The 23470-nt window shown below is 64.3% G+C and carries 31 protein-coding genes and 1 pseudogene; 22 read left to right on the forward strand and 10 right to left on the reverse strand.

Features of this window, described 5'->3' with window-relative positions; genetic code table 11:
• The first annotated feature begins 13 nt into the window (after positions 1-13).
• The 6 genes from RM190_RS08530 (at position 14) to RM190_RS08555 (ending at position 2283) form a co-directional block, all read left to right on the forward strand.
• The gene (locus tag RM190_RS08530; protein WP_311758991.1) at positions 14-346 is read left to right on the forward strand and encodes a DUF2190 family protein; all 333 of its coding nucleotides are present in this window, start codon (positions 14-16) and stop codon (positions 344-346) included.
• Entirely contained in the window at positions 346-669 is a 324-nt protein-coding gene (locus RM190_RS08535; protein ID WP_311758992.1) for a head-tail joining protein, read from the forward strand. The genes RM190_RS08530 and RM190_RS08535 overlap by 1 nt, the downstream gene beginning before the upstream one ends.
• 9 nt (positions 670-678) lie before the next feature.
• Positions 679-1116 (forward strand): hypothetical protein, encoded by a 438-nt coding sequence (locus RM190_RS08540; protein ID WP_311758993.1) that lies wholly within the window; start codon positions 679-681, stop codon positions 1114-1116.
• A 34-nt stretch (positions 1117-1150) separates the two neighbouring features.
• A complete protein-coding gene (locus RM190_RS08545; protein ID WP_311758994.1) occupies positions 1151-1579 on the forward strand; it encodes a phage tail tube protein in 429 nt (142 codons plus the stop codon).
• Between the two features lie 9 nt (positions 1580-1588).
• Positions 1589-1960 carry a hypothetical protein gene (locus tag RM190_RS08550; protein WP_311758995.1) on the forward strand — a complete coding sequence of 124 codons (372 nt, stop codon included), beginning with the start codon at positions 1589-1591 and terminating at the stop codon, positions 1958-1960.
• Between the two features lie 128 nt (positions 1961-2088).
• Positions 2089-2283: a hypothetical protein gene (locus tag RM190_RS08555; RefSeq protein WP_311758996.1), complete on the forward strand. Its 195-nt coding sequence runs from the start codon at positions 2089-2091 to the stop codon at positions 2281-2283.
• Positions 2284-2295: 12 nt separating this feature from the next.
• On the opposite strand, the gene RM190_RS08560 is transcribed toward RM190_RS08555, so the two are convergent.
• Positions 2296-2586, reverse strand: a complete 291-nt coding sequence (locus tag RM190_RS08560; protein WP_311758997.1) for a HigA family addiction module antitoxin — start codon at positions 2584-2586, stop codon at positions 2296-2298.
• Between the two features lie 11 nt (positions 2587-2597).
• Entirely contained in the window at positions 2598-2879 is a 282-nt protein-coding gene (locus RM190_RS08565) for a type II toxin-antitoxin system RelE/ParE family toxin (RefSeq protein WP_311758998.1), read from the reverse strand.
• Positions 2880-2938: 59 nt separating this feature from the next.
• On the opposite strand from RM190_RS08565, the gene RM190_RS08570 reads away from it, so the two are divergent.
• From RM190_RS08570 to RM190_RS08580, 3 genes are read left to right on the forward strand one after another with little or no spacing between them, the layout of a single operon-like run.
• Positions 2939-5302 carry a phage tail length tape measure family protein gene (locus tag RM190_RS08570; protein WP_311758999.1) on the forward strand — a complete coding sequence of 788 codons (2364 nt, stop codon included), beginning with the start codon at positions 2939-2941 and terminating at the stop codon, positions 5300-5302.
• Positions 5303-5308: 6 nt separating this feature from the next.
• The gene (locus tag RM190_RS08575) at positions 5309-6097 is read left to right on the forward strand and encodes a hypothetical protein (RefSeq protein WP_311759000.1); all 789 of its coding nucleotides are present in this window, start codon (positions 5309-5311) and stop codon (positions 6095-6097) included.
• Positions 6088-6684, forward strand: a complete 597-nt coding sequence (locus tag RM190_RS08580) for a hypothetical protein (protein ID WP_311759001.1) — start codon at positions 6088-6090, stop codon at positions 6682-6684. Before RM190_RS08575 ends, RM190_RS08580 begins: the two co-directional genes overlap by 10 nt.
• Before the next feature lie 5 nt (positions 6685-6689).
• Here the strand turns inward: RM190_RS08580 and RM190_RS08585 are convergent, their stop codons facing one another.
• Positions 6690-6863: a hypothetical protein gene (locus RM190_RS08585; RefSeq protein ID WP_311759002.1), complete on the reverse strand. Its 174-nt coding sequence runs from the start codon at positions 6861-6863 to the stop codon at positions 6690-6692.
• 67 nt (positions 6864-6930) lie between these two features.
• On the opposite strand from RM190_RS08585, the gene RM190_RS08590 reads away from it, so the two are divergent.
• Genes RM190_RS08590 through RM190_RS08620 form a run of 7 tightly spaced genes read left to right on the forward strand, consistent with a single transcriptional unit; the run spans position 6931 to position 15536 of the window.
• Entirely contained in the window at positions 6931-7326 is a 396-nt protein-coding gene (locus RM190_RS08590) for a DUF6950 family protein (protein ID WP_311759003.1), read from the forward strand.
• A complete protein-coding gene (locus tag RM190_RS08595) occupies positions 7319-9559 on the forward strand; it encodes a phage tail protein (RefSeq protein WP_311759004.1) in 2241 nt (746 codons plus the stop codon). The genes RM190_RS08590 and RM190_RS08595 overlap by 8 nt, the downstream gene beginning before the upstream one ends.
• A 14-nt stretch (positions 9560-9573) precedes the next feature.
• Positions 9574-11805, forward strand: coding sequence for a hypothetical protein (locus tag RM190_RS08600; RefSeq protein ID WP_311759005.1), 2232 nt, complete (start codon positions 9574-9576; stop codon positions 11803-11805).
• Between the two features lie 8 nt (positions 11806-11813).
• Positions 11814-12557 (forward strand): LamG-like jellyroll fold domain-containing protein, encoded by a 744-nt coding sequence (locus RM190_RS08605; protein ID WP_311759006.1) that lies wholly within the window; start codon positions 11814-11816, stop codon positions 12555-12557.
• Positions 12554-14761, forward strand: coding sequence for a sulfatase-like hydrolase/transferase (locus RM190_RS08610; protein WP_311759007.1), 2208 nt, complete (start codon positions 12554-12556; stop codon positions 14759-14761). Before RM190_RS08605 ends, RM190_RS08610 begins: the two co-directional genes overlap by 4 nt.
• Positions 14758-14937 carry a hypothetical protein gene (locus tag RM190_RS08615; protein ID WP_311759008.1) on the forward strand — a complete coding sequence of 60 codons (180 nt, stop codon included), beginning with the start codon at positions 14758-14760 and terminating at the stop codon, positions 14935-14937. The genes RM190_RS08610 and RM190_RS08615 overlap by 4 nt, the downstream gene beginning before the upstream one ends.
• Positions 14934-15536 carry a hypothetical protein gene (locus RM190_RS08620; RefSeq protein WP_311759009.1) on the forward strand — a complete coding sequence of 201 codons (603 nt, stop codon included), beginning with the start codon at positions 14934-14936 and terminating at the stop codon, positions 15534-15536. Before RM190_RS08615 ends, RM190_RS08620 begins: the two co-directional genes overlap by 4 nt.
• A gap of 162 nt (positions 15537-15698) precedes the next feature.
• Here RM190_RS08620 and RM190_RS08625 read toward each other — a convergent pair whose 3' ends face one another.
• From RM190_RS08625 to RM190_RS08635, 3 genes are all read right to left on the reverse strand, one after another.
• On the reverse strand, positions 15699-15890 hold the full coding sequence (locus RM190_RS08625) for a hypothetical protein (RefSeq protein ID WP_311759010.1): 192 nt from the start codon (positions 15888-15890) through the stop codon (positions 15699-15701).
• Positions 15891-16334: 444 nt separating this feature from the next.
• The gene (locus tag RM190_RS08630) at positions 16335-16538 is read right to left on the reverse strand and encodes a hypothetical protein (RefSeq protein ID WP_311759011.1); all 204 of its coding nucleotides are present in this window, start codon (positions 16536-16538) and stop codon (positions 16335-16337) included.
• 52 nt (positions 16539-16590) lie between these two features.
• Positions 16591-16797: a cold-shock protein gene (locus tag RM190_RS08635; protein ID WP_311759012.1), complete on the reverse strand. Its 207-nt coding sequence runs from the start codon at positions 16795-16797 to the stop codon at positions 16591-16593.
• Positions 16798-17235: 438 nt separating this feature from the next.
• Between RM190_RS08635 and RM190_RS08640 the strand changes: the two genes are divergently transcribed.
• The 3 genes and pseudogenes from RM190_RS08640 to RM190_RS08650 all read left to right on the forward strand — a co-directional run bounded on the left by RM190_RS08640 (position 17236) and on the right by RM190_RS08650 (position 19538).
• On the forward strand, positions 17236-18066 hold the full coding sequence (locus RM190_RS08640) for an N-acetylmuramidase domain-containing protein (protein WP_311759013.1): 831 nt from the start codon (positions 17236-17238) through the stop codon (positions 18064-18066).
• Between the two features lie 42 nt (positions 18067-18108).
• Complete coding sequence (locus RM190_RS08645) at positions 18109-18576, forward strand: hypothetical protein (protein ID WP_311759014.1); 468 nt, start codon at positions 18109-18111, stop codon at positions 18574-18576.
• Positions 18577-18731: 155 nt separating this feature from the next.
• Positions 18732-19538 (forward strand): annotated as a pseudogene (locus RM190_RS08650) (DNA adenine methylase).
• Positions 19539-19675: 137 nt separating this feature from the next.
• Here RM190_RS08650 and RM190_RS08655 read toward each other — a convergent pair.
• From RM190_RS08655 to RM190_RS08670, 4 genes are all read right to left on the reverse strand, one after another.
• Positions 19676-20899, reverse strand: a complete 1224-nt coding sequence (locus RM190_RS08655) for a Hint domain-containing protein (RefSeq protein WP_311759015.1) — start codon at positions 20897-20899, stop codon at positions 19676-19678.
• Between the two features lie 236 nt (positions 20900-21135).
• On the reverse strand, positions 21136-21288 hold the full coding sequence (locus RM190_RS08660) for a hypothetical protein (protein WP_311759016.1): 153 nt from the start codon (positions 21286-21288) through the stop codon (positions 21136-21138).
• Positions 21289-21336: 48 nt separating this feature from the next.
• Complete coding sequence (locus tag RM190_RS08665; RefSeq protein ID WP_311759017.1) at positions 21337-21819, reverse strand: type II toxin-antitoxin system HicB family antitoxin; 483 nt, start codon at positions 21817-21819, stop codon at positions 21337-21339.
• 94 nt (positions 21820-21913) lie between these two features.
• Positions 21914-22135 (reverse strand): sigma factor, encoded by a 222-nt coding sequence (locus RM190_RS08670; RefSeq protein ID WP_311759018.1) that lies wholly within the window; start codon positions 22133-22135, stop codon positions 21914-21916.
• 177 nt (positions 22136-22312) lie between these two features.
• On the opposite strand from RM190_RS08670, the gene RM190_RS08675 reads away from it, so the two are divergent.
• Genes RM190_RS08675 through RM190_RS08685 form a run of 3 tightly spaced genes read left to right on the forward strand, consistent with a single transcriptional unit; the run spans position 22313 to position 23461 of the window.
• Positions 22313-22588, forward strand: coding sequence for a hypothetical protein (locus tag RM190_RS08675; protein WP_311759019.1), 276 nt, complete (start codon positions 22313-22315; stop codon positions 22586-22588).
• 4 nt (positions 22589-22592) lie between these two features.
• The gene (locus tag RM190_RS08680) at positions 22593-23213 is read left to right on the forward strand and encodes an SOS response-associated peptidase (protein ID WP_311759020.1); all 621 of its coding nucleotides are present in this window, start codon (positions 22593-22595) and stop codon (positions 23211-23213) included.
• Positions 23214-23239: 26 nt separating this feature from the next.
• Positions 23240-23461, forward strand: a complete 222-nt coding sequence (locus RM190_RS08685; protein ID WP_311759021.1) for a DUF982 domain-containing protein — start codon at positions 23240-23242, stop codon at positions 23459-23461.
• Positions 23462-23470: the final 9 nt, after the last annotated feature.

The raw sequence follows: 23470 nt of genomic DNA on the forward strand, positions 1-23470 counted from the left end.
TGGAGAGAAGATCATGAAAAACTGGATCCAGCCGGGTGAGCACATCACCTTGGCAATGGCCGCCGCTGTCACCAGCGGTGCGGGTGTGCTGGTCGGCGACATCTTTGGGGTTGCCCAGGGCGACGCCGGGATCGGCGAAGCGGTCATTCTCGTGCGCCGTGGCGTCTTCGAGCTGCCGAAAACCTCGGCCCAGGCCTGGACGGCCGGCGCCAAGGTCTATTGGGACGATACCGGCAAGGTCGTCACGACCACTGCCAGCGGCAACAAGCTGATCGGCGCCGCAGTGGAGGTGGCGGCGAGCCCGTCGGCGACCGGGATCGTGCTGCTCGACGGCGTCATCCGCTGATGTCGATCTTCGACGGGATGACCGGCATCCTCTCTGGCATCCTGGGCGGGACGGTGGGCTATGTCCCTGCGACTGGATTCTCGCGCCAGATCCAGTCGATCTTTCGCGAAAGCCCGATCGAGGTCGAGGGTGCGGACGGCCAGATCGTCCGCATCGATGCGCCGACCTGGCGGGTCGGGCGCGATCTGGCGCCGGAAACCCGGCGCGGCGACCGCATCACCGTCCCGGACGGTCGGACCTTCCAGATCATGGTCGTGCATCCGAACGGCTCGCCGGCAGCGGATGCCTTCCTGATCTGCGAGTTGCAGATCGTCGGCAGCTGAGGGAACGGCATGGCACATTTCCGCACCGAATGCCGGACCGCGGTCCGCGACGCGCTGCAGGCGCACGCCCATTTCGCGGGTTGCACCGTCCTGCGGGTCTGGTCGGGCGCCATCGATCACGACACGCTGCCGGTCTTCGGCGTGCTGACGCCGCAGGATCGCTGCGAACAGGACAGCATGACCAGCACCGCGCGCCGGACCCTGCTGCAGGTCGCGCTGCGCCGCGCCGGCGCTGACGAGGTCGAGGATGTGCTCGACCAGGACAGCGAGGTGATCGAGGCGCTGGTCATCGCGACGCTGCGGCGTCCGGACCGGGCCTGTTTCCTCGACGAGACCACCGTCGTCACCAATACCGACGGCATGCGCAATGTCGGCACCCTGGTGATGAGCTTTCGCGTGACCCAGTGGCTGCCGCCCGCAACCCTGCCGATCACCCCCGAGGGGTGACGGCCCCCATCGATCATCATCAGGAGGGCAGATCATGCCTGCGACCGCCGCCCAGATCGGCCTCGGATCCAAGTTCGGGATCAAGAATGGTTCGACCTATTCCGACACCGCCGAGGTCACCAACATCACGCTGCCGGGCTGGACCCGGAACACGGTCGATGCCACGCATCTGCAAAGCCCCGAGGGCTGGGCCGAGTTCATCGCCGGGCTGAAGACCGCCTCGGACTGCACCTTCACCATCAACTGGATCCCGGCGATCTCGGACCCGCTGCTGACCGCCTTCGATGCGGGCAAGGGCGATTTCCAGGTCATCTTCCCGTCCGGGACGCTGGCGATGCAGTTCACCGGCATCGTCACCAATTACACGCCGGGCGAGGTCTCGCCCGAGGGCAAGCTGACCGCGCAGGTCACGATCAAGCCATCCGGCAAGCCGGTGCTCGCGACCGTCACGCCGGCGCCGTAAGGAGGGGCCATGAACCTGAACGGAGAGGTGCGCCTGACCCACAAGGGCCAGGTCCATGCCATGACCATCAACTTCGCCGCGATTTGCACCTATGAGGCGGAGACCGGCAAGAACGGCTTCACCCTGCTGCGGCTCTTGGCGCAGGGGGGCGTCAATGCCGGCCTGGTCAGCGCGCGCGACATCCGCGCGCTTTTCTATGGCGGGCTCAAGGCCCATGATCCCGGGATGACGATCGAACTCGCCGAAGAGATCATCGACGCCAACCCGGACATGCTTCTGCAGGCGCTTGGCGCGGCGATGCCGGTCGAGGGCGATACACCCGCGCCAAAGGCAAAACCGGGAAAGGCGAGGCGTCCGCGGAGGCGGCGGGCGAAGACGTAACCCTGGCGCAGCTCTACCGGAACTTCCTGAAGGCGGGTTACGCCGGGGAGAGGTTCTGGGGGCTGACGCCGCGCCTCTATGCGATCGAGATCCATGCCGCTCTGGAGCGGTTGCGCCTGGAAATGACCATGCGCAACCGCACGGCCTGGAACACTGCCGCCCTGGTCGGGGCGGCCATGGCCGGCAAGCTGCCCCGCTATGACGAGTTCTTTCCGGTTGAGGTCGAGGCGGAGCGCTCGACCCCGCAAACCGCCGAGCAGCTGGAAGTGGCCCTGCGCGCCCTGGCCGCGTCATGGGGCGCGTTGCCTCCGGCTGTCGGATAGGCAGCTTGGATTTCAGGCCGCAGCCAGCGGCTGGATTCCGGCCACTTCGGGATCCGGCTGGTTGGTGATGAGGTCGTAGTTCAGCTGAAGGTTCATCCAGAACTCGACCGAGGTGCCGAAGGCCTTGGCCAGGCGTTGGGCCGTATCCACGGTCATGGCGGTTTCTTCCTTGACCAGGCGCTCGATGCGGGTGCGCGGCACGTGGATATGCCGCGCCAGTTTGCCGGCGCTGATCCCCATCTCGTCCAGGAATTCGTGTTTCAGGATTTCGCCGGGATGAACCGGCACTTGCAGCGTGGTCATGGCGGCTCCTTTCAGTGGTAGTCCACGATTTCGACGTCACTCGGACCGTTCTCGGTCCAGGTGAAACAGATGCGCCATTGGTCGTTAATCCTGATCGAATGCTGACCGGCCCTGTCACCCTTCAGGACTTCGAGGCGATTTGCGGGCGGCGCCCGAAGATCGTCCAGCAACCGTGCCGCATGCAGCATCGCGACCTTGCGCACTGCGACCTTGAAGAGGTTGGCGGGAAATCCCTTGCCGGGTCGCCCGGCCAAGACTTGTTCGATCAGGGTGCCTTGGGTGCTCTGTATCATTATGTGATACGTATCGCCGCGTGAGACATTCGTCAAGAGGCGCAGAAGGGATCAAGGCGATGACCGCGAATGTCGGCAACCTGAAGGCGACGCTCAGCCTCGACACCGGCGCCTTCGCGGCTGGGGCGGGCAAGGTCAAGACAGAGATCAAGGGTCTGAAGGACAGCGCGGCGACGGCCAGCCGCGACCTGCGCTCGGCAGCCGGTGCCAATGCCAACCTGGTGTCGCAGTTCAACGATATCGGCGTCATGCTGGCGGCCGGGCAAAGCCCGCTGCAACTGGCGCTGCAGCAGGGCACTCAGATCAGCCAGGTGCTGACCCAGATGGGAGGCGGGGTCGGGGCGCTGCGGGCGCTCGGTTCGGCCTTCGTCGGCATGCTGAACCCGGTCTCGCTCGCCACCATCGGGGTCATTGGTTTCGGCGCGGCGGCGATCCAATGGCTGATGCCGGCGCAGGAAGAGGCAGGCAAGACCAGGGACGCCTTCGAGGCGCTGAAGGACAGCATGTCGAGCTATAACGATGCGCTGAGCTTGTCGCTGCTCTATACCGGCGACGCCGAGAAGAAATACGGCGACGAGGCCCAGAAGGGTGCCGAGATTGCACGTCGCATCATGACGATCGAGGCGGAAAAGACCCGCTCCTCGATCTCCGGCATCCTGTCGAAGGCCTATAGCGATATGGGCTTCGATGCCTTCGGCGAGCGCGGCATCTCCGGCGCCGGCCGGATCGAATCCTCGAACCTCGCCGAGGCGGCCGGCAACCTCGGCTTCAAGTCGAGCTGGAGCGACACGCTCTTCGGCTATGGCGGGATCAGCCAGGAAAACCTCGCTTTGGCCGAGAAGCTCGGCAATGCCATGCGCGAGATCAACCGCTATGTCGCCCAGCCGATCCCGGAAGGCGGCCTCGACGACTACCTGGTCGGGCTGCGCCAGCGCCTCGATGATTATACTGCCCAGCTCAATGCGCTGAAGAAGGCGGGCGCGGACGAGGGCGCGCTGAACGCCATCAACGAGAAGATGGTCCCGCTGCAGCAGGCCTTGCTGGAGGGCGAGGCCAAGCGAGCGGCCATTCGCGCCGCGGACGCGGCCAAGGCCGAGGAATTGCTGGCGACGCTGGAAAGCCAGCTCGCCATGAACCAGCTGATTGCCGAACATGGCAAGGAATCGCTGCAGGTGCGCCAGGCCGAGCTGGACGCCGAGTTCGAGAAGCAGGCCGCCGCGATCGAGGGGCTGAACATCACCGATGCGCAGAAGGACGCGCTTTATGATGCCCTGGCTGCGCTCCATGACAATGAAAGCCAGACGCTGGCCTGGGCCGATGCCATGGCGCAGGTCAATGCCGAGCTGCAGGGCGCCTATTCGCTGATCTCGGCGATTGGCGGCGGCATGGTGATGAATGCCAGGATCAACGCCGCGAGGGCGGTGCGCGATGCCGGGGGCAATGCGCTCGATGCCCGCCGCGCCGGCGAGATCGCCGGCCGCAAGCAGGAGATCTTGAACGGTCGCGATACCTTCGGTTCGGAGTATTTCGGGATGTCGGATGCCGAGTTGCAGGGCCATCTCGACCAGGTCGACATCGATGCCGGGCAGCAGGACGCATGGCGCGACCTGACCACGGAAGCCCGTCGCAGCTCGCGCCGGTCCGGTGGGAAGCGGGGGCGGCGCGGTGGTCGGGGCGGGCGGGAACGGCAGAACGAATACCAGCGCAGCGTCGCCGATATGCAGGGCGAGACCGCCGCCTATCAGCGCCAGGCCGAGGCCATTGCGCAAGTGACGGCGGCGGGCGGGGATTGGGAACATGCGCTCTCGGTGATCGAGGAGGAGCAGAAGCTTCTGACCGCGGCACAGAAGGCGGGGGTCGAGATCACGCCCGAGGTCCGCAAGGGCATTACCGACATGGCCGAGGCCTATGTCGATGCCGAGGAAAAGCTGGAAAGCCTGCGCGACGCGACCGATCGCGGCCAGGATGCCTTCCGCGGTCTCTTCGGCTCGGTGCTCGAAGGGGCCGACGCCGCAAAAGACGCGATCGCGAACCTGCTGGCCGAGATTGCCAAGGTGCAATTCGCCAAGGGCGCGCTTGGGGTTCTCGGCGCCACCAGCTGGGGCTCGTCGCTGATCTCGACCGTGGGCGGGCTCATGTCCTTCGACGGCGGGGGCGACACCCCGGATGGTCCCCGCTCGGGCGGCCTCGATGGCAAGGGTGGCTTCCTCGCCATGATGCATCCCCGCGAACGGGTCCAGGACCTGACCCGGGGGCAGGGTGGGGCACTCGGCATCGCCATGGAGGCCTCCGAGCTGACGCTGAGCGATGACGGCAAGATCATGGCGAGTGTGCAGGCCCGCATCGTCCAGGCGCAGGCCGGAAGCGTCCAGCGCTCGGTCCAGGTCGTCAGCGCCATGAACAAGAAAACCAAGAACTGGTAGGGGCTCATGCCGATCAAGGTCTATCCCTGGCCGCCCGTCGGCGCGATCGGGGGCGAGTGGACATCGGTGATGCCCACCGCCCGGCTGCGCTCGCTCCTGACCGGGCGCGACCAGATGCAGGCATCGCAACGGCGCCGCCGCATGGCGGTGCTGCAGGTCTCGGCGCTGGCCAATGGCCGCATGGGCGCGGGCTATTGCGAGATGCTGAAGGACCTGCTGGAAGGCGGCATCCATGCCGTCCGCCTGCAATCGACACCGATCAACTGGTGGCTCGACGAGCTCGATCGCCGGGGTGTCATCGGGACCAGCGACGAATTGCGCTGGCGGACGGCGGCTGGCGATCCGCTGGCCTGGCGGACCGCCGCGGGAGATCCGCTCTACTGGTTCACCGGCCGCCCGCTGATCGGGCAGCTCGACACCAGCGGCGGTCGGCCGCTTCTGACGGTCGGGGCGGCGGGTGGCAGCCTGCCTGCGAACACGCTGGTCGGGCGGCCGGGGGATTTTATCCGGGTCTATAACCGCTCGGACGCGTCCATCTATGCGGTCTGCCGTTTGCTGCGCCCGGCCCGGACCAATGCGGATGGTGTCGTCACCCTGAAACTCGACATCAGCCCCGGCATCCAGGGCGGTCGGGTGGCGCTGGCCGGGCAGGACGAGGCGGTGTTCCGGGTCGAGGGCGGCATGCCGCGGGCCCTGCAGCCGGTCAGCGGCGACTGGACCTATACCTGGACCTTCCGCGAGGTCTTTGCCGACGAGGTCGGCGGTTTCCAGGAGTTCCCCGGCATATGGACCTGATCCGCAACACGCCCGCGGCGCTGCTCTCGGCGATCAGCGGGCCGTATTTCTTCCCGGTGGTTCTCTTCTATCTCGACTGGCCCGGCGCGCCGCTCCGCGCGCACAGCAATCTCGGCGACATCACCTGGGGCGTGCAGACCTGGACCGGGGTCGGCAAGTTCGGACGCCTGGAAATGCCCGAGGAGACCTTCGGGGGCGTACCGACCGAGTTCACCGCGACGCTGGTCTCGGACTTTCCGGAGCTTGAGACCTATTCGAATACCGCGATCAAGGGCGCGGTCTGTCGCGCCTATCTCGGTGCGGTGACCGAACGGGGCGGCAACACCCTGCTCGGGGCGGTCGAGATTGCCGCCGGCATCGCCGACGCCATGGGCATGTCGCCGGAAGAGGTCGAGTTGGAGGATGGCGCGACGACGCTCATGTACGGGCTGCGCGTCACCATGACCACCGGCCCGTCCTATCGGACCATGGCCGCGATCGCGCATAGCCATGAGGACCAGCTGCGCAATTATCCCGGCGACACCGCCGGCCGCCACCTGATCCTGGCGCAGGCCGAGGCGCAGAAGACGCTTTGGCCCGAGCCATAATGGGCCTAGCTCTTCGAAGTCATGGCCTGGATGCCGGCGAGGATTTCCTTGAGGACTTCGCGAAGCTTCTCACGGTCAGGCGTTCCCTCATCCTGCTTAATGGTTGCAAGGATGTGTTTCGCTCTCTCGAGATGCTCGGCAGCCTCGCTGGGTTTCACCGTAGAGCGCTTCGCCGCCATGTTGAGATCCATCTCTTATTTTCACGGGGAGCGCGATCCATCCAGTGTTGGCGGAGAATCAGCGGTCATGTCGAGAGCGGTTTCAACCCCGGAGGTCATGGCCGAGGTCGAGCGGGTGATGTCGCGCCCCTTCGAATGGGGGCCATGCGATTGTTGCAGCGCCGCCTGCACGGTCTTCGCCGGGCTCTGGGGCTTCGATCCGATGGCGCCGGTCCGGGGCTATCGAGGGGCATTTGGCGCTAAGCGGATGCTGGCCCGGCATGGCGGGCTTGGCGCCCTCGCCGACGATCTGGCCGCGCGCGCGGCGCTGCTTCCCGGCCATGCCGTGGGCGGGCTGGCCCTCGGCGACATGGGGCGCGGGCCGGGCTCGCTTCTGATCTGCATCGCGCCCGGCATCTGGGCCGGGAAATCCATGGCCGGATTCGCGATCCTGCGATCCGCCGAGAAGGGCTGGCATGCGTAAACTGCTGTTGATCACCACCGCGCTCCTCGGCTTTGCCCTGCCCGATCCCGCCGGCGCAGCCCCCATCGGCGCCTGGGTCGCGAGCGCGATCTTCGGCGCGGCGGCAGCCGGGTCCTTCGCCTATGGCGTGGTCGCGGGCATCGTCTCGATGGCGGCCTCGGCCGGGCTCAGCATGGTCGTGGCGAAACTCAGGCAGCAAAAGCCCCGCCAGGAAGCCGTGCGCGGGGAACTGGCGCGGCCGACCTCGCTGCCGGCCTATCGCTACGTCTATGGCAAGACCTGGGCACCGGGCACGCCGGTCGGCTGGAAGGTGCGCGGCAAGCTGCTCTATATCTGCTACCTGCTGAACAGCCGCCCGAGCGCGGGTCCCATCACCGTCTATCTCGACAAGCGAGCGGTCCAGAAATCCGGCAATGAACATGACTTCACCGCCGGTGGTGGCGCCTGGGGAACGAATGACGTCTTCTTCTCGGACGAGGTCGAGATCGCCGGCCGCGAGACCTATGTCCGCTACTGGATCGGGACCGGCAGCCAGACCGCGCCGCCGGCCGATATCGTGTCGGGCAGCGGCGGGCATTTCAGCGCCAATGATGCCTGGCGCGGGCGCACCGTGCTTTGGGCGATCATGCATTGCGGCGGCGATGAGGCGCGTCAGCAACGCTGGCCAGCCACGCCGCCCGAGCTGAATGTCGATGGCAACTGGTCCTTGGTCTATGATCCGCGCGACGGCGAGACCAGGTTCAGCCGCAACCAGAGCCTGATCATCCTCGATGCGCTGCGCCGCAACCCGGTGCGGCCCTATCCCGATACCTTCCTGAGGATCGACACCTTTTCCTGGGGGGCCGACGTGGCCGAGGAACTGGTCGGGGTCAAGGCCGGGGGTACGATCCAGCGCTATCGTTGCGACGGCATCCTCACCTTTACCGATGGCACCGAGATCGAGGACCAGCTGCAGCCGCTCCTCGATGCCGGGGCCTCGCGCCTCGTGCGCGTCGGTGGCCGGCTGGCGCTGATCCCGACGGTGTTCCGCCTGAGCGCGAAGACAATCACCGAAGTCACCACCGGCCAGCCGCTGAACCTGACCCGCTGGAAAAGCTCGGATGATCTCTACACCGAGGCGGTCGCGCGCTTCCCGGCCCCAGACCGCGCCTATGAAAGCGCCGAGACCCCGGTCTATGTCATCCCCGGCGCACAGGCCGCGGATGGCGGCGTGGCCAAGCGGCTGACCTTCGATCTCGACTTCGTCACCGACCACCGCCAGGCGCAGCGGATCTGCAAGATCATGGGCTGGCGCTCGCGCATGCAGCGCCAGGTGAGCGGGGAGCTGTTTCCGGATTGCTTCGACCTGGTCGCCGGCTCGATCTGCCGGGTCAACCTCGGCAGCCCCTTCGGGGCCTGGGACGGCAAGTACGAGGTCGAAAGCATCGCCCCGGCCGCGGGCATCAACGATGACGAGTCGATCACCATCCGCCTGCCGGCGGTGTTGACCGAGACCTCGGACGAGATCACCAGTTGGGATCCGACGACCGAGGAACGGGACATGCTGCAGGGCGATTTCGTCGCCTCGACCGGCCGGGTGCAGCCGCCGCCGAAACCCTCGATCGTCACCGGCACGGCGGCAGCGCGCGCCTCGGGCAATACCACCGTGCCGGGGGTGCTCAGTGCCTGGACGGAATCCGCCTCGGCCTCCGCCCGCGGCTATGAATGGGAATGGCGCGGGCCTTCGGTGGAAGCGCTCGGGCTCACGGTGAATGCCTGGCAATCCGGCGGCACGCTGAGCCGCAGCGCCGGGGACGAGGATGGCGTCTTCGTCGCGCTGGTGCCCTGGCCGGAGACCGGCCAGAACTATCGCATCCGGGTGCGCACGGTCGGCACCTTCGGGACATCGGACTGGATCTATTCGGACACGATCACCGCGACCGGTCCCGCCGTGGTCGTCCAGCGCCCGCCGGCGCCCGAGGCCAATGCCGTCAGTTCCAGCCGGATCAACATCGTCGCGACACAGGCCGACGACCAGCGTGCGCGGGCCATCCTCATCTATGGCAGCGATGTCGACAACCCGCTGGTGGCGACGCTGCTCACCACCCGCCAGGCCGGTGCCTCGGTCTCGGTCAGCCATGCCGATACCGGCCTCGCGGCGGCAACCACCCGCTATTACTACGCCCGCGCTCGCGATGAATGGGGCAACCTCTCGGACTTCTCCCCGGGCGGCAGCGCGACAACCAACCCCTAGACCAGAGGGCCCAGATGCCTGCACCGATCTTCAACCTGCCCATCGCCGGGGCGGCGCCGAACCAGTATGCGAACGAGGATTCGTTCGAGGCAGCGCTGAACGCCGTGCTGCAGGCGCTGCTGACGATGATCGAGAATAGCAGCAATCGGGGCGATACCCTCGTCCCGGTGCTGGTCGCAGGCGGGACGGCCCAGGCGGCGAGCTTCACGATCGATCCGACGCAATCGCATGTCACGACCTCGGTCGGCACCCCGGTGCGCTTGCAATGGCCGGTCACCAATACCGGCCCCGATCCGGTTGCCACCATCGGCACCGAAGGATTCGTCCTGAAGCGGGCAAACGGCAGCAGCTTTGCCGCCGGTGAGGTCGTCGGCGGCAATCGCTATCTCGGCCTGATCCAGAACACCACGCCGCGCGAGATCCGGATCATCGGCGCCCTCGGTCTCGATGACATCTTCGGCCTGCGCGACCTGATCCTGCTGGTCGCGCAGAACATGGCCGATTCCGTCCTGTCCTCGACCGAACAGTCCTGGCCGGGCGATGGTATCGTGCTGGCCGAGGGCAGCAACGGCAAGGCGCTGGTGACCAGGTCGAACGGCCAGACCCGCGGCACCTTCACTGCGGACGATGTCTTCGCCGGGGTCTATTCCGAGCTGCTGCGCGCGGGCGAGGGTGACCAGATCCGCGACCGGGTGCTGAATGACGGTTGGCCGGGCGATGAGGGCGAGGTTCTGGCCTTGGGCCTCAATGGCGTGGCGCTGGCCTATGACAGGCTCGGGCGTCTGCTGGGCGGCATCGTCACCCCGCGCAGCAGTGGCTGGCCGGGCGACTGGATCAGCGAGGAGGTGGTGGATGCGCGCGGCGTCGTGGTCTTCGGCCATGATGTCCGCGACGGCTCGGATTACAGCCTGGCGCTCGACGTCTCGGGCTGGCCGGGCGACTGGATCATCGGGTTGGAATTCGATCGCTCGGGCCGGATCCTGCGCGGCATCGACATGCGCGACCAGTCTTCCTACCCGGCCGGTCAATCCGGCGGCGGCACCGGCGGCGGCTCGGTCGAGTTCGTCGATCCGGGCTTCTCCGGCGATGCCTTCGGCGCGGTGATCGACAGCGATGGCGTCGTCAAGTTCACCACCATCGTCGCACCGGGCCGGTCGCTCGGCATGGAAAAGCGCGGCGGCCGCTTCTTTGCCGATACCCAGAAGCTCGCGATCGCCGTCCTCGCCATCGGTGGCGGCGATACTGGCGCAGCCTCCTCGATCGAGGATCACCGCTGGCATGTCTTCGACGAGGAGCTGGAGCCGCAGGACACCCAGACCTCGGCCTCCGGGCTCGCCAGCGCGATCCTGACCCGGCAGCGCGATGCCTTTGAGGCGCGCGCGCTGATGTTCCCGATCGCCGAGGTGATCGGCTCGACCGTCGAGACGGATGTGCTGGCGGGCGCGCCGCGCCGGGTGCAGCTGATGGCGCGCCTGCAGGCGGCGGTCGATGCCGCAGCCAGCTGGGGCAAGGACCTGTTGGTTGGCTGGATCAAGCTCGATCTCCTCGATGGCGCGCCGGGCACGCTGCAGGCGACCGCGCGCGAGCATTACGGGCTGGTCGCGAATGGCTTGCGGCTGGAGGCGGTCGAGGTCACACGGCAGGCCGCCTTGCCACGGCCGATGGTCAACCAGGGCTTCGGCACCCGCACCGATGGCACCTCGGAAGTCATCCTCGCGGAAGGGCGGCTCGACTGGGACTTCTTCTCGCTCGGCTTCATCGTCCCGACGCCGCTCTATCCTTTCGAGCTGATCGCCGGATCCCCGGCCAGCCTGACGCCCGCCGCGCTCTTGATGGTGCGCGAGATCGAGGCCCTGGCGATCGCCGAGCTGGCACTGGCGCGGGAATGGTTCTGTCCCTCGCTGGAGGAAGCCACGCTGTCGGACAGCACCATCACCGCACGCTTCGCCACGCTGTCGCCTCTGGTGATCCGCGATCCGGCCAATCACGGCTTTACCCTGACCGGATCGAGCCCGCCCGCGATCACCGGCGTCACGGTGTCGGGCGGCTATGCCACGATCACGCTGGCCGCAGCGCCGGCCGGGGCGGTCACGCTCAACTATGCCTTCGGGCGCAGCGGCGATCCCGGCGACGGCAAGCCCGCGAACCGCGGCAGCATCACCGACAGCTGGTCGCAGCCCTCGGCCGCGGTTCCCGGCCAGACCCTCTACCGTTTTGCCCGATCGGGCCGCGTCACCGTCAACTGAGGATCATCATGACCCAATATCTGAACACGATCATCGACCGCCCGGTCACCGATGTCCGGCATTTCACCTCGATCCTGAAGGCCGATGCGACAGTGAAGCACGCCTGGACCCTGGTCCAGAAAAAGGCGTTCCGGAACCCCGCCAACAATCGCTGGCGCATCCCGGCCCGCAAGGGCAGCGTGCCGCTGGACGCCTATGACGACAACGTCACCTGGACGCCACGCGGCAACTTCCAGGTGCCAGCCTTCACCTCCGCGCCCGCCAATGCCGGCAAGTTCAACGCCAGCATCCCGAACCCGGGCAATGTCATCTCGGTGCTGATGAACTTCTGGACCTCGACCATTGCGGGTGAAGCCTGGTCGCTGACCTGGGCCTCGGATGCCTCGGTGATCTGGGGGATGCCGCGCCGTTCGACCAACTACAAGTCGCTGGCGCTCAACGCGACCTCGACCGATCTCGGTGCCGCGGCACCGGTCTCGGAATGGGGTTTCATGGCGGCGGTGATCGATCTCAGCAACGCCACCTTTGCCCTGAGCCTGAATGGCGGCGCCTTCGATGTCGCGACCGCGGTCTCCGGCCTGACGCCCAAGGCCGATGCCAACCTGACGCTGATGGTGGGGCAGGGCAGTGCCAGCCAGCAATTCGCGAATGGCAATATCAGCGACCTCGCGATCGTGGCCGGCGATGTGCGCTCCATGCCGGTGCTGATGTCGGCCTGGAACGACTACAACCTCACGGGCTACGCGGCATGACCAATCACCTGATGATCGCCTTCGATGACCTGTTCCAGTACAAGGACTTCATCCAGGCGGGGAAATGGGGGCATTCGCCCTTCGGGATCGAGGTGGCCTTGCCGAACCTCGCCCGGCTGGAGGCGCGCTCGACCAATTTCCGGCGCGCCTCGGCGACCATCCCGATTTGTAATCCGTCGCGGGCCTCGATCATGTCGGGATTCTCGCCCTATGAGACCGGGGTCTTCAACCTCGATCCGGTGGGCGACTGGGTCAAGCCCGAGCATCTCTGGACCTATCACCTGCGCCGCGCCGGCTACTGGATGGGCACCATCGGCAAGATCTTCCACGGCTATGTGCCACAGCCGGCCTCGGTCTATGCCGCGCTCTATGACAGCCCGCCCTTCACGGTGATCTGGAACCCATCCGGCGAGGGTGTCGAATGGGGCGGGATGTATGGCAAGAGCTGGGACGACCAGGAAGACCGATATTACGACGCCATGGTCTCGGACGGCACCGCGGCATTCCTGCTCTCGCGCGATCCGGCGGACGGGCCCTGGCATTGGGAATGCGGCTTCCACCATCCGCATAACCCCTGGTACGCGCCGACCCGGATCTACGAAAGCCTGGACTTGGGCGACATCATCATGCCGGCCGACTGGCCGCTGGCCTGGGACCTGCTGCCCTTCCCGCGCGACTTCGTCGGCATGGGCCAGCAGATCGGCACGCCCAGCCCCGGCACCTGGACGCCCGAGGAAATCGACTATTGGCGGCGCTCGGTGCGCAATTACATCGCTGCCGTCGTCTGGGCCGACGAGAAGCTGGGCGTCGTCCTCGATGCGCTGGAAGCCAGCCCCTTCAACGATGACACCCTGATCACCTGCTGGTCGGATCACGGCTATCACCTGGGCGACAAGGACCGCTGGCACAAGTTCACGCTTTGGGAGGAATCCTGCAACGCCCCCTTCATGGTCTCGCTGCCCGGCCAGACGGTCGCGCGCGAGGTCTGGGACCCGGTGTCGCTGATCGATATCGGCAAGACCGTCTGCGACATCCTCGGCGTCGATCTGCCGTCGCATTACCGCGGCGTCTCCCTGAAGCCCTTCTGCGAGGGCCACCCCATGCCCGAGCGGATGGTCCCGAGCTTCAACTACGGCTCTGCCTCCGGCGCCATCGGGCCGTGGCGGGTCTCGGTCTACCAGGACGAGAGCTTCGAGTTCTACAACGTCATGACCGACCCGTGGTTGAAGGACAACATCGCGCTGAGGGACCCGACCAATCCGCTCTTCCTGCAGTATCGGGATATGCTCTATGAGACCTGCCGCGAATGGGGCCTGGACCTGGTGACGGATGGCGCGATCCTGCGGCCCGGCACGCCCTTCACCTCCTTTCTCGGCTGGGAGCCGCCGGCAAAGGCCATCACCAACAGCATCTTCCTGATGGGCGATGTCGAGGAGATGGCGCGGACGCCCAACTACCTGCGCATGTACCAGGCCGCCACGCCCTGGCGCGGGGTGGCGCAGCAGCGGATCACCATGCCGACCGGCGTCGGCTTCCTGAACCTCACCGACAATTCCGAGGGCATGTCGATCCTCGGCAATGCCGACAGCAACGTCATTGTCCTCAGCGCCGGAAAGAACCGCGTGGTCGAGCTGGGCGACGGCGACGACATCCTGACCGGTGTCGCCAATTCCAGAAGCGCCTCTCTGGGCGGCCGGGTGCTGGCCTATGGCGGGCGCGGCAATGACTGGATCGGCGGCAGCGATGGAGCCAACTGGGAACAGCCGCATGACACGCTTTATGGCGGCGCCGGCAACGACACCCTGATGGGCTATGCCGGCAACGATTATCTCGACGGCGGCGCGGGCGATGACTCGCTCGATGGCGGGTCCGGCAACGACACCCTGATCGCGGGTGCGGGCAATGACACGCTGCTCGGCGGGACCGGCAACGACCTGCTGATCGTCACCGGCGGCTCGCATCGCCTGACCGGCGGAAGCGATGCCGACATCTTCCGGATCATGCGCACCGGCCAGCTGCAGACCATCACCGACCTGACCTCGACCGACACGATCGACCTCTCGGACTGGGCGGGGATCCAGCCCGTCACCGTCACCCAGGTCGGCGCGACGGTCGAAGTCACCGCCGCGCTGGAGCGCATCGTCTGCCTTGCCGCAACCCGGGCCACCGTCGTGGCCCGCATCACGGGGGCATCGGTCGCATGACGTTTCGCGATGAAAGCGGCCGCGAGGTCGCCCCGGGCGAATGGATCGCCATCCAGCATGGCTGCAGCTGCACGGTCCGGGACGGCGAGGCGGTCGACAACGAGCGCTGGCCGGACTGGCTGGTCAAGGGATGCCCGTTGCACAGTCCGGGCGCGGAAGGAGACGCCGATCGATGACCCAGACCATAGAGAGCAAGGGCCCGCGCCTGGTGCCCACGCGCCAGTTCTTTCTCGATCGCCTCTGGATCTGGCTGACCGGGATCGCATTCTGGGTCGTCGGGGCCATCCTGCTGGCGATCTTCACGCCATTCTGGGCGACGATGCAGCTGATCTGGGACAGTCCGCGCGTTCTGGCCGCCCTGCAGCAAGAGGTCGCGGCATTGCGCACGGATTTGACCGACGCCACCGGCGACAATCGCGTTATCCGACAGACGCCTGGTCTCAGCTATGTCACCGAACCGGTCCATGTCGGCGAGGCCGTGATCCTGAACCTGGTCCTGGAGCGGACCGAGCTCGGCGCGAAATGCGTCCTGATCGGCGGGCAGAGCCTGTTTACCGAGGCGGGTGGCGTCACCACACCGGGCTCGGCTGTGATGCCGTCCCGCCAGATCGGTGAGGAAACTGCCCGGCTGCGCATCAAGCTGGTGCCGCCGGATACCCTGAGACCCGGCCGGATCGAGCTCTTCGTCGCGCTGGAATATGACTGTGACGGTCGGCGCGTTTTCGACCGCACCGACGTGGTCACCTATTCGCTGCTGCCGCGGCCAGGTCCGTGATGGAGGTTTTGCGGCCACGGCCGCGGCCCCGTCACTTTGATTGATTTATCGGGGTGGCGCTCAGCCGTATTTTCTTCTCTGCCTGAAGCCCGGATTCGCCGAACTTGCGGATTGTACATGGCCCGGCCAGATTCAAGCTGGCTCTTGACCTAAACGGAGATCTTATAAGTAATCCGAGTCGTTCATCCGCCAGATGTCAAATCTCAAGTCGAGTGCCGCTCTTGAAGCTCGGGTCGGGATGATGAGCTGCGTTCCGTCGTCGTGGATCAGCTTGACGATGCTCCATCGAGGATAGGTACTGATGAGAGCAAGACGCCAAGGTGGATGGTCGAAGAATTCGGTGATGCCGCTCATTGCATCAGTAAGAACAACCCTTTTTGGCAAATCATATCCCTCTGCGTTGATGGGCAGGGGCGACGGGATCTTGACCCCGCCGCCTCGCCTTCCGGCTGGTTTGAAGCCTGCATACCAGCGGGCAAAACTTTGTCCCGCCTTGTTGCATCTTCCCCGGAAATACTACGCTCGACACGGGTAGCCCGATCGGGCGCAGATAGGCTATAAACTTTGGTTCCAAGCCTCAGTTCTTGCGCGCTTCGCGCGCCACGCAGATGATCTGAAGGTGGGGGTTCCGCACCTGGAATGCAGCCCTCCTTCCGCAACTATCTCGCAGCGCACTGTTAACGCCCGAAAGATAGCGCCTCACCTTTGGCGGGCTTGCAGCTACGAGGCCCTGTCGCGAGGGCTAACCTTTTCGGACGGTGGCGACGATTAGTCGCCACCACCATCCCCCGGTAGCAATCAGGGTTTCTTTTTCGGCTTGTTGTCTGCACGGTTCTTTGGGTTTTCGGCTTCACGTGCCAACCGGGCCTCTTTGAGAGACGCGGTCAGTTCCTGTCGGCGATCTGTTGCATCGTCGAGGATTTGCAGAGCTTCGGTCTTCGTACGTTCCCAAGGTGTGAGCGGCACGAGTGGGTTGCTAAACAGGTCCTTGGCTTTGGTCATTTGTGCCTCGCTGTTATTGGCGAGGATGGCAAATCGACGCGATTTTGCTGTCTCAAGCCAAGGCCAGGTTAGTTGCAGCCTGACGTCCGTCCCGGGTCCGTTCGAGATCGAAAGTTACAGCCTGACCGTCGGCAAGGCTCTGGAGGCCAGCCCGCTCGACCGTGGAGATGTGCAGGAATACATCATTTCCGCCGCTTTCGGGGGCAATGAAGCCAAATCCCTTGGCGGGGTTAAACCATTTCACGGTGCCAGCGGCCATCGTGCTCTTCCCTTCATGAGGGCTACCCGCAAAACGCGGCAGCCTTGGCTCGGTCAGAACACAGCAGACTGAAGCCATCGAGGAAACAGAGTGCGCATATTGAAACGTTGCGTCTTCTAGCTATCGGGAAAAAGACGAAAAAGCAAAGGATGCTGTGCAAGGCAGATAGATTTGTGCGGCGGACTGTCAAAAAACTCCCGGCGAGGCATGGCTGACTGGGGCAACGTCGACGGCGCTGACTACTCGCGTCCATGCAACTGTAGCGCGTCTTCAGATCTGTTACGACCAATGTTTGAGCGGCCGGGTGGGGTGCCTACCCCCGCACCCGGCCTGATCGTGGCCGGATAAGGGAGGCCCCGGCCGCGACTGGCGCACAACTAAGAATCTGATCGCAAAGTTCCACCACCTCTCGGCCCGCCCTTGAGCGGGCCTTTTTCATTGGAGAACCGCATGTACCCAGCCGGGTTCAAGGGCGCCGCAAGGCCGCTCACCGATATCGACGTGGCCCGTGTCGGCCGGGTGATCGGCGTCGGCGAAGACGAAATCCGCGCCGTGATCGAGGTCGAGACCTCGGCCGGCGGATTCGACAGGGAGGGCCGGCCAAAGATGCTGTTCGAGCCGCATGTGTTCTATCGCGAGCTGGGGCAGGGGTCAAAGCGCACCGTGGCGGAAGCCCAGGGGCTGGCCTATCCGAAATGGCGCGCGGGCGCCTATCCGGCGGACAGCTATCCTCGCTTGGCCACAGCCATCAGGATCGATGCTGCCGCAGCGCTGAAATCTGCCAGCTGGGGCCTCGGCCAGATCATGGGCTTCAATCACAAGGCCGCCGGTTACGCCTCGGCCGGGGACATGGTCGCCGCGTTCTGCGAGCGCGAGGTTGCGGGCCTCGAGGCGATGGTGAGCTTCATCAGCTCCGAGGCGCTGGACGATGACTTGCGCCGACATGATTGGTCCGGCTTCGCGCGCGGCTACAACGGCGCGGGCTATGCCGCCAACGGCTATCACACCCGCCTGGAGGCCGCCTACAAGCGCTGGCAGGCGATCCCGGACACGCTGGCCCCCGTCTATCCGAAGATCGGCCTGGGCAGCCGCAACGCGGCCGTGCGCGCGGCACAGGAACGGCTGCTGCTTCTCGGCGTCGATCCCAATGGCGTCGACGGGATCTTTGGCCAGGCCACTTACAAGGCCGTGATCGCTTTCCAGAAATCCCGGGGGCTCGTGGCCGACGGGATTATCGGTCCCAAGACATGGGCCGCGCTCAACGCCTGATCTTCCCGCCAGTCCTGTCACCGGTCTTGCCGTGCGTGGTCGATGACGACGCGGCGCGACAGCGGGCGCGGGCCATCCTTCAAAAATCGAAAGAGGACTTCGAACATGGATTCGATCAAGACCATCGTGCCGATCTGGATCGCCAAGACCCGTAGCTTCTGGCTGGGGATCGTGCCGACGGCGCTGACCACCGTGGATCTGGCTTTCACGCATCTGACGGGGGAGGGCAGCGAGCCGGTTGCCAATGCGGTCGCCGCGATCGCGCAGCAGGTCGGGCTGGATTGGACCGGAGAGCAGATCGCGAGCTTCATGCGCACGCTCTATCCCCTCTATCTGATCATCTTCGCCCAGCAGCGCGGCACCTTCAGCGGCGCGATACCGCGCCCCTATACCCTCGACCCGAAGAAAGAAGGCCAAATCATCGAGATGGTCGAGAACGGCAAGTCGGCATTTGACGCAGGAAAGAAGATCGGGGAAGCGATCAACCGCAACCTGCCGCTCGATCGCTAGATAGAACGTCCTGCCGCGTGCGGCAGGGGATCGGCCTGCGCTAACAGCCCGATCCAAGCGGCAACCATTGGAGTGAGAGCCGCCCCGACCAAAGCACACTTATGGTCGCCTGCACCCCTCGCGAGGGCAGGGGCCGCGTAAGTGAGAATCATATCTTGGAGCAAGTTAAACCTGCCGCGCCGATCGCCCCTTGGCTCGGCGGCAAAAAGCAGTTGCACGGCCGCATCATCCAGAGGATTGAGGCGCTGGATCACCGCACCTATGCCGAGCCTTTCGTCGGCATGGGCGGAGTCTTCCTGCGCCGGCGTTTCAAGCCGCGCCTGGAGGTCGCCAATGATCTGAACGGCGAGATCATTAATCTCTTCCGAATCCTGCAGCGGCATTAGCCGCAATTCATGGAGGTGATGAAGTTCCAGATCTCCAGCCGCAAGGAGTTCGACCGGTTGCGGGTAACGGATCCGCGCACCCTGACCGACCTGGAGCGCGCGGCTCGTTTTCTCTACCTGCAGCGCCTGTCCTTCGGCGGCAAGGTCAACGGGGTTTTCGGCATCTCGCCGACCTCGGGACCGCGCTTCTCGATGGCGCGTCTTGAGGTCATCCTTGAAGAAGCGCGCGAACGGCTCGATGGCGTCGTGCTGGAATGCCTGGACTGGCGCGAGCTGATCGAACGCTACGACAGCCCGGAGACGCTCTTCTATCTCGACCCTCCGTATTTCGGGGGAGAGACGGACTATGGCAAAGGCATGTTCGCCCGTGCCGACTTCCATGAGATGTCCGAGCGCCTGGCCGCAATTCGTGGCGGGTTCGTGATGAGCATCAACGACACCGCCGAGATCCGCGAGACCTTCCATGGCTTCCAGTTCGAAGAGGTCAGGTTGACCTATACGGTCAGCTCGGCCGGTGGAACAGCCGCGCAGGAGCTGCTGATCAGCAATCGCGAACAGATCGCCCGGCTCCTCTAAACATTGCCCCCGCCTCGGTCATCTCGAGGCGGGGGCCTTTTTGCGTTTCAGGCGAGCCTCCTTGGGCGATCCGAGACACCGCACACCATCATGTCAGCACCCAGTCACTTACAGATGCCCGAGGCCCGGAAAGCTCGTCAGGAAACGAGTGCCCGATGCTTGTCAGTGTGACGGATCGCAAGCCTTCGTGATTGACGGCCGGATGCAATGGCGCGGACTGGTTCAGGGGAAAACTCTGGGTCGGCTAGCTGGGGGAAGAGAGCAAGGAGCTCGGCCCGCCCGGCGTGCCCAACGGCTTTCAGTGCTTGAGGACCGGTGAACAGGCTCTCCGTAGCGGCACCATTCGACATGACAATCTCGTGCTGGTCGAACAGGAAATGGAAGTACTCCACTGTTTCGAGATCTTCGGCATAATCGACGCCTTCGAGCTGCAGAAGCTGCTTGGCTGGAACCAGGACCTCCAAGGCTCCGAACATCTTCACCGCAATCTTCGAGCGTACGAAGATCCGGTGCTGGGGCGAAACCAAAAGGTCCGATGACGGCATGTCGGCACCGATTGCACCGGCTTTGATCCGGATAGGACGCAGCTTGGGCTGCCGAGTGAGAGTTGCGGCGGGAATTTTAACGGAACCGATCCAGCGGATCTCTTGGAATCCCCGGTCACGCGTCAGCACCTCATCTCCGACCCTGAGGTTCTCCACCGCGATCTGCCCGTTGCGAGTTTCGATCATGGTCCCCGCTACGAAACAGAAAACCTCTGCGTCGCTTAGTGCCAGATCATCAGTGGTGTCGTTGTCCAGTGTGGTGGCCACAGCGTTTGCGGTGGTCTGGATCAACCCCTCCGCGCCTCGAATGAGTCCAGATGCAACCGTCCCAACACCCAACGGAAGGTCTGCAACAGCGTCGGCGAGAAGGTCTGTGATATCGGAAATCGGACCCGTCACGCTGACCGGAAAGCCAGCAACCGTTATGCTCGCGGTGACGTTGATATGCCCATCGTCTACTGGCTCATCGCTAATAAAATAGTAGGTACCATTGGCTTCCATGATCGAGCCTTCCAACTCGTTCACTTGGAGGCCGATAGATGCAAGTCCGCTGATGCCTACAGTGGTAGCGGCAGTGGCAAAAGTCGCGGAACCGACATAGGTTCCCGCTCCCGTCAGCGATGTGCCATCTGCATCTACAAGAGACACGTTGTCGCCATTGGAGAGGGTCGTCGCGCCGTTGGCATCGACATCGTACTGGCTGAACTCCTGAGAGGTGCCGAACGCATTGAGCAGTTGTGTGTCATCGACAAGCGCAATGCCGAGATCGGCGCCGACGGTGATAACTCCGTCGGGGATTTCAGTGTAGTAGGGCATGGGAAGTCCTTTCAGAAAGGCACGCAAATTGCGGCGCAAACGAGGGCTATCGATTCGGCGAAAATCCGCTTCACGACATTGTTAGTCTGTCGTAACAACGGGCAGATCGGCAACTAAAAGTTGCCGAGTCCACCAAAAATGCCACCTTCTATAGAAAGGTGTGTGGGATTTGTGTGGCGGATTATTGCGCATCAGAGGGGCGCTTATCCCCCTCGCTCACGCCGATTCGGGGCCATTCAGGTTTCAGACGTCTGTTGCTCTGCGTCGATCTGCGCAACCAGATCTTCGAACACCGCCTCGACCTCTTCGTCGCTGAGGTCGGCTACCGGTGGAGCCTCAACTTGAACCGGTTCTTCGCCCGAGCGGATTGCCTTTTCAGTGCCCGACATGACACCCTCCTTTGAGTTGGACGGTCCCAGCAAGATACCGCAAAACGGTCAGGATTTCGACCGCCCGCGCAAGGTTGGGGGCAAAAGCTCTTCCGTGGCTTGAGGGCGGAACTGCGGGACAGACTCCAGCCGCAATATTACGGTCTTGTTCAGAGCCGCAAAGGCATCCTCGAAATGCGCAAGCTTGGCTTGGTGGTGGGGATAGAACAGACGGTCGACCTTGGTACGCGGCCATCCCGTCAGTCTCGCCAGATCGGCGCGGGTCAGCCCAGCTTGTTTCAGTGTCCAAAGAAGTTGAACTTTGATGTCCAGTGCCAAGGGAACAAGTGCGCATGGCCCATTCGCCTTCGTGGGCACTGGGATATCCGCGAAGGCCTGAAGGCGTTCAGCTATGATATCCGCGACGGCAAGTTCCACACACGCCAAAGCCTGCTCGAAGGTGTCGGCGGTCGCCCTGATTTCGTCAAAGTCGGGACAGGTTACGGTAATCGTGCCGTCGCCTTCCTTAACGATAGAGAGCGGATATTTCATGGCTGCACCTTTCCACAGCATTGCTTGTCATGCTGCAAATGTGCGCGATGCGCGCCAAAAGGCGAGATAGCAGACCAATCACAGGAGCAGCCATTCAGGGAGCAGGCGTTGGTTTGCCCAGAACTTCACAAGCCAACATGTCAGTGATGAAGACGAGCCAGTTCTCAATGCCGAACCGAGGATCAAACTGATCCACATGATCGATTGCCCAGGTTAATGTTGTCGCGACGAGGTCCTCGGCTCTTTCCTCGTCAAGCTGAAACCCCCTCGCGTGCTTCAGCAGTCCGGGCACGCACGCCAATACACTCTCGTCCATCGGGCAACCCTCCCATACCTCCGACGCGCTGACGGCCGGAAAACGCAGAATTGTGGTCCGGGTTCCCATCGCTCGGCATCGACTCTCTTTCCTCGTCGGTCTAGTGTGTTCTCGTATTGTTCTCACTGCTCGCCCATGCCCCCGAAACGTTTTTCCTCGAACCCCTTCCGTAACCCCATGCTCTATCAGCAGGCGGAGAAAGGGATGTTGCTCACGGTCCGATGCACGATGTGCAAGCGCACGGCGCGGTACTGGGCGACGGACCTGATGAAGGTGGTCGGGCCGTATCATCAGGCCCACCTTCCTCCCTTCAAGTGCGGCCAGTGTAAGACCTCGGAATATCTCGACATCCAATGGAGCCTGCCGAGCGCGGGGGAACTGGCCGAAGGCTTGACCGTCCGGCGCCCGGTTCGTCAGATTACGAAATGGATCTGGCAAAACGAAAAGACCTGACCGCATGTGCAACCTCTACCACAGCAGCACCCCTCAGGAATTGATGCGCCGGCTGTTCTCGCGCCTTTCGGATCGTGCAGTGAACCTGGAGCCGGGGGATATCTATCCCGATCGTCTGGCGCCGATCATCCGGCATGGCGAGGGTGAGGGCTGGGATCTCGTCAAGGCGCGCTGGGGCATGCCAAGCCCGCCGCAGTTCCACAGCAAGAGCGGCCGGGACAGCGGGGTGACAAACATCCGCAACGTCGCCAGCCCGCACTGGCGGCGCTGGCTGGGGCCAGAGCACCGCTGCCTGGTGTCGGTCGACCGCTTCAGCGAGCCCGGCGCTGACAAGCGGCCAGTCTGGTTTGCGCCGGTGAACGACGGCCCGATGTTCTTCGCGGGCATTGAGACCCGCGGTTGGACCAGCATCCGCAAGGTCAAAGACGGCGAAACGACTGATGATCTGTTCGGCTTCCTGACCTGCCAGCCCAATGTCGAAGTTGGGGTCATCCACCCTAAAGCCATGCCGGTGATCCTGCGGACGCCAGGCGAATGGGAAGCCTGGATGTACGCGCCGTGGGAGATTGCGAAGCACCTTCAGCGCCCTCTTCCAGACGGCGCGCTGCAGCTGGAGGGCGTATGATGGGTGATCCTCGGACCATCCGCCCCGTGAGCTATGAGGAGACTGTGGGCAACTTCCGCATTGTCAACGATGCTTTAGGGATGGGGATGGCACTGATGAGGCATTGCCAACCAGAAGAACCGACATTCCAGACCGCCGCCTTAGCAGTGCTGCGGTTGACCAAGGGGGAAATTGATCCCGAGGATGCGCGAAATGCCTTCATCGAAGCGCTGGAGGCCGCAGGGGTGTTCGTAAGAGGCGTGGCTTGAAACGGGTTT

Origin of the sequence: Paracoccus broussonetiae, from assembly GCF_031854425.1 — a bacterium.
Taxonomy (GTDB): Bacteria; Pseudomonadota; Alphaproteobacteria; order Rhodobacterales; family Rhodobacteraceae; genus Paracoccus; species Paracoccus broussonetiae.

Coding starts and splice junctions, on each gene's coding strand:
- RM190_RS08530 (WP_311758991.1), top strand. CDS start 14: ATGAAAAACTGGATCCAGCCGGGTGAGCACATCACCTTGGCAATGGCC.
- RM190_RS08535 (WP_311758992.1), top strand. CDS start 346: ATGTCGATCTTCGACGGGATGACCGGCATCCTCTCTGGCATCCTGGGC.
- RM190_RS08540 (WP_311758993.1), top strand. CDS start 679: ATGGCACATTTCCGCACCGAATGCCGGACCGCGGTCCGCGACGCGCTG.
- RM190_RS08545 (WP_311758994.1), top strand. CDS start 1,151: ATGCCTGCGACCGCCGCCCAGATCGGCCTCGGATCCAAGTTCGGGATC.
- RM190_RS08550 (WP_311758995.1), top strand. CDS start 1,589: ATGAACCTGAACGGAGAGGTGCGCCTGACCCACAAGGGCCAGGTCCAT.
- RM190_RS08555 (WP_311758996.1), top strand. CDS start 2,089: ATGCGCAACCGCACGGCCTGGAACACTGCCGCCCTGGTCGGGGCGGCC.
- RM190_RS08560 (WP_311758997.1), bottom strand. CDS start 2,586: ATGACCACGCTGCAAGTGCCGGTTCATCCCGGCGAAATCCTGAAACAC.
- RM190_RS08565 (WP_311758998.1), bottom strand. CDS start 2,879: ATGATACAGAGCACCCAAGGCACCCTGATCGAACAAGTCTTGGCCGGG.
- RM190_RS08570 (WP_311758999.1), top strand. CDS start 2,939: ATGACCGCGAATGTCGGCAACCTGAAGGCGACGCTCAGCCTCGACACC.
- RM190_RS08575 (WP_311759000.1), top strand. CDS start 5,309: ATGCCGATCAAGGTCTATCCCTGGCCGCCCGTCGGCGCGATCGGGGGC.
- RM190_RS08580 (WP_311759001.1), top strand. CDS start 6,088: ATGGACCTGATCCGCAACACGCCCGCGGCGCTGCTCTCGGCGATCAGC.
- RM190_RS08585 (WP_311759002.1), bottom strand. CDS start 6,863: ATGGCGGCGAAGCGCTCTACGGTGAAACCCAGCGAGGCTGCCGAGCAT.
- RM190_RS08590 (WP_311759003.1), top strand. CDS start 6,931: ATGTCGAGAGCGGTTTCAACCCCGGAGGTCATGGCCGAGGTCGAGCGG.
- RM190_RS08595 (WP_311759004.1), top strand. CDS start 7,319: ATGCGTAAACTGCTGTTGATCACCACCGCGCTCCTCGGCTTTGCCCTG.
- RM190_RS08600 (WP_311759005.1), top strand. CDS start 9,574: ATGCCTGCACCGATCTTCAACCTGCCCATCGCCGGGGCGGCGCCGAAC.
- RM190_RS08605 (WP_311759006.1), top strand. CDS start 11,814: ATGACCCAATATCTGAACACGATCATCGACCGCCCGGTCACCGATGTC.
- RM190_RS08610 (WP_311759007.1), top strand. CDS start 12,554: ATGACCAATCACCTGATGATCGCCTTCGATGACCTGTTCCAGTACAAG.
- RM190_RS08615 (WP_311759008.1), top strand. CDS start 14,758: ATGACGTTTCGCGATGAAAGCGGCCGCGAGGTCGCCCCGGGCGAATGG.
- RM190_RS08620 (WP_311759009.1), top strand. CDS start 14,934: ATGACCCAGACCATAGAGAGCAAGGGCCCGCGCCTGGTGCCCACGCGC.
- RM190_RS08625 (WP_311759010.1), bottom strand. CDS start 15,890: ATGAGCGGCATCACCGAATTCTTCGACCATCCACCTTGGCGTCTTGCT.
- RM190_RS08630 (WP_311759011.1), bottom strand. CDS start 16,538: ATGACCAAAGCCAAGGACCTGTTTAGCAACCCACTCGTGCCGCTCACA.
- RM190_RS08635 (WP_311759012.1), bottom strand. CDS start 16,797: ATGGCCGCTGGCACCGTGAAATGGTTTAACCCCGCCAAGGGATTTGGC.
- RM190_RS08645 (WP_311759014.1), top strand. CDS start 18,109: ATGACGACGCGGCGCGACAGCGGGCGCGGGCCATCCTTCAAAAATCGA.
- RM190_RS08655 (WP_311759015.1), bottom strand. CDS start 20,899: ATGCCCTACTACACTGAAATCCCCGACGGAGTTATCACCGTCGGCGCC.
- RM190_RS08660 (WP_311759016.1), bottom strand. CDS start 21,288: ATGTCGGGCACTGAAAAGGCAATCCGCTCGGGCGAAGAACCGGTTCAA.
- RM190_RS08665 (WP_311759017.1), bottom strand. CDS start 21,819: ATGAAATATCCGCTCTCTATCGTTAAGGAAGGCGACGGCACGATTACC.
- RM190_RS08670 (WP_311759018.1), bottom strand. CDS start 22,135: ATGGACGAGAGTGTATTGGCGTGCGTGCCCGGACTGCTGAAGCACGCG.
- RM190_RS08675 (WP_311759019.1), top strand. CDS start 22,313: ATGCTCTATCAGCAGGCGGAGAAAGGGATGTTGCTCACGGTCCGATGC.
- RM190_RS08680 (WP_311759020.1), top strand. CDS start 22,593: ATGTGCAACCTCTACCACAGCAGCACCCCTCAGGAATTGATGCGCCGG.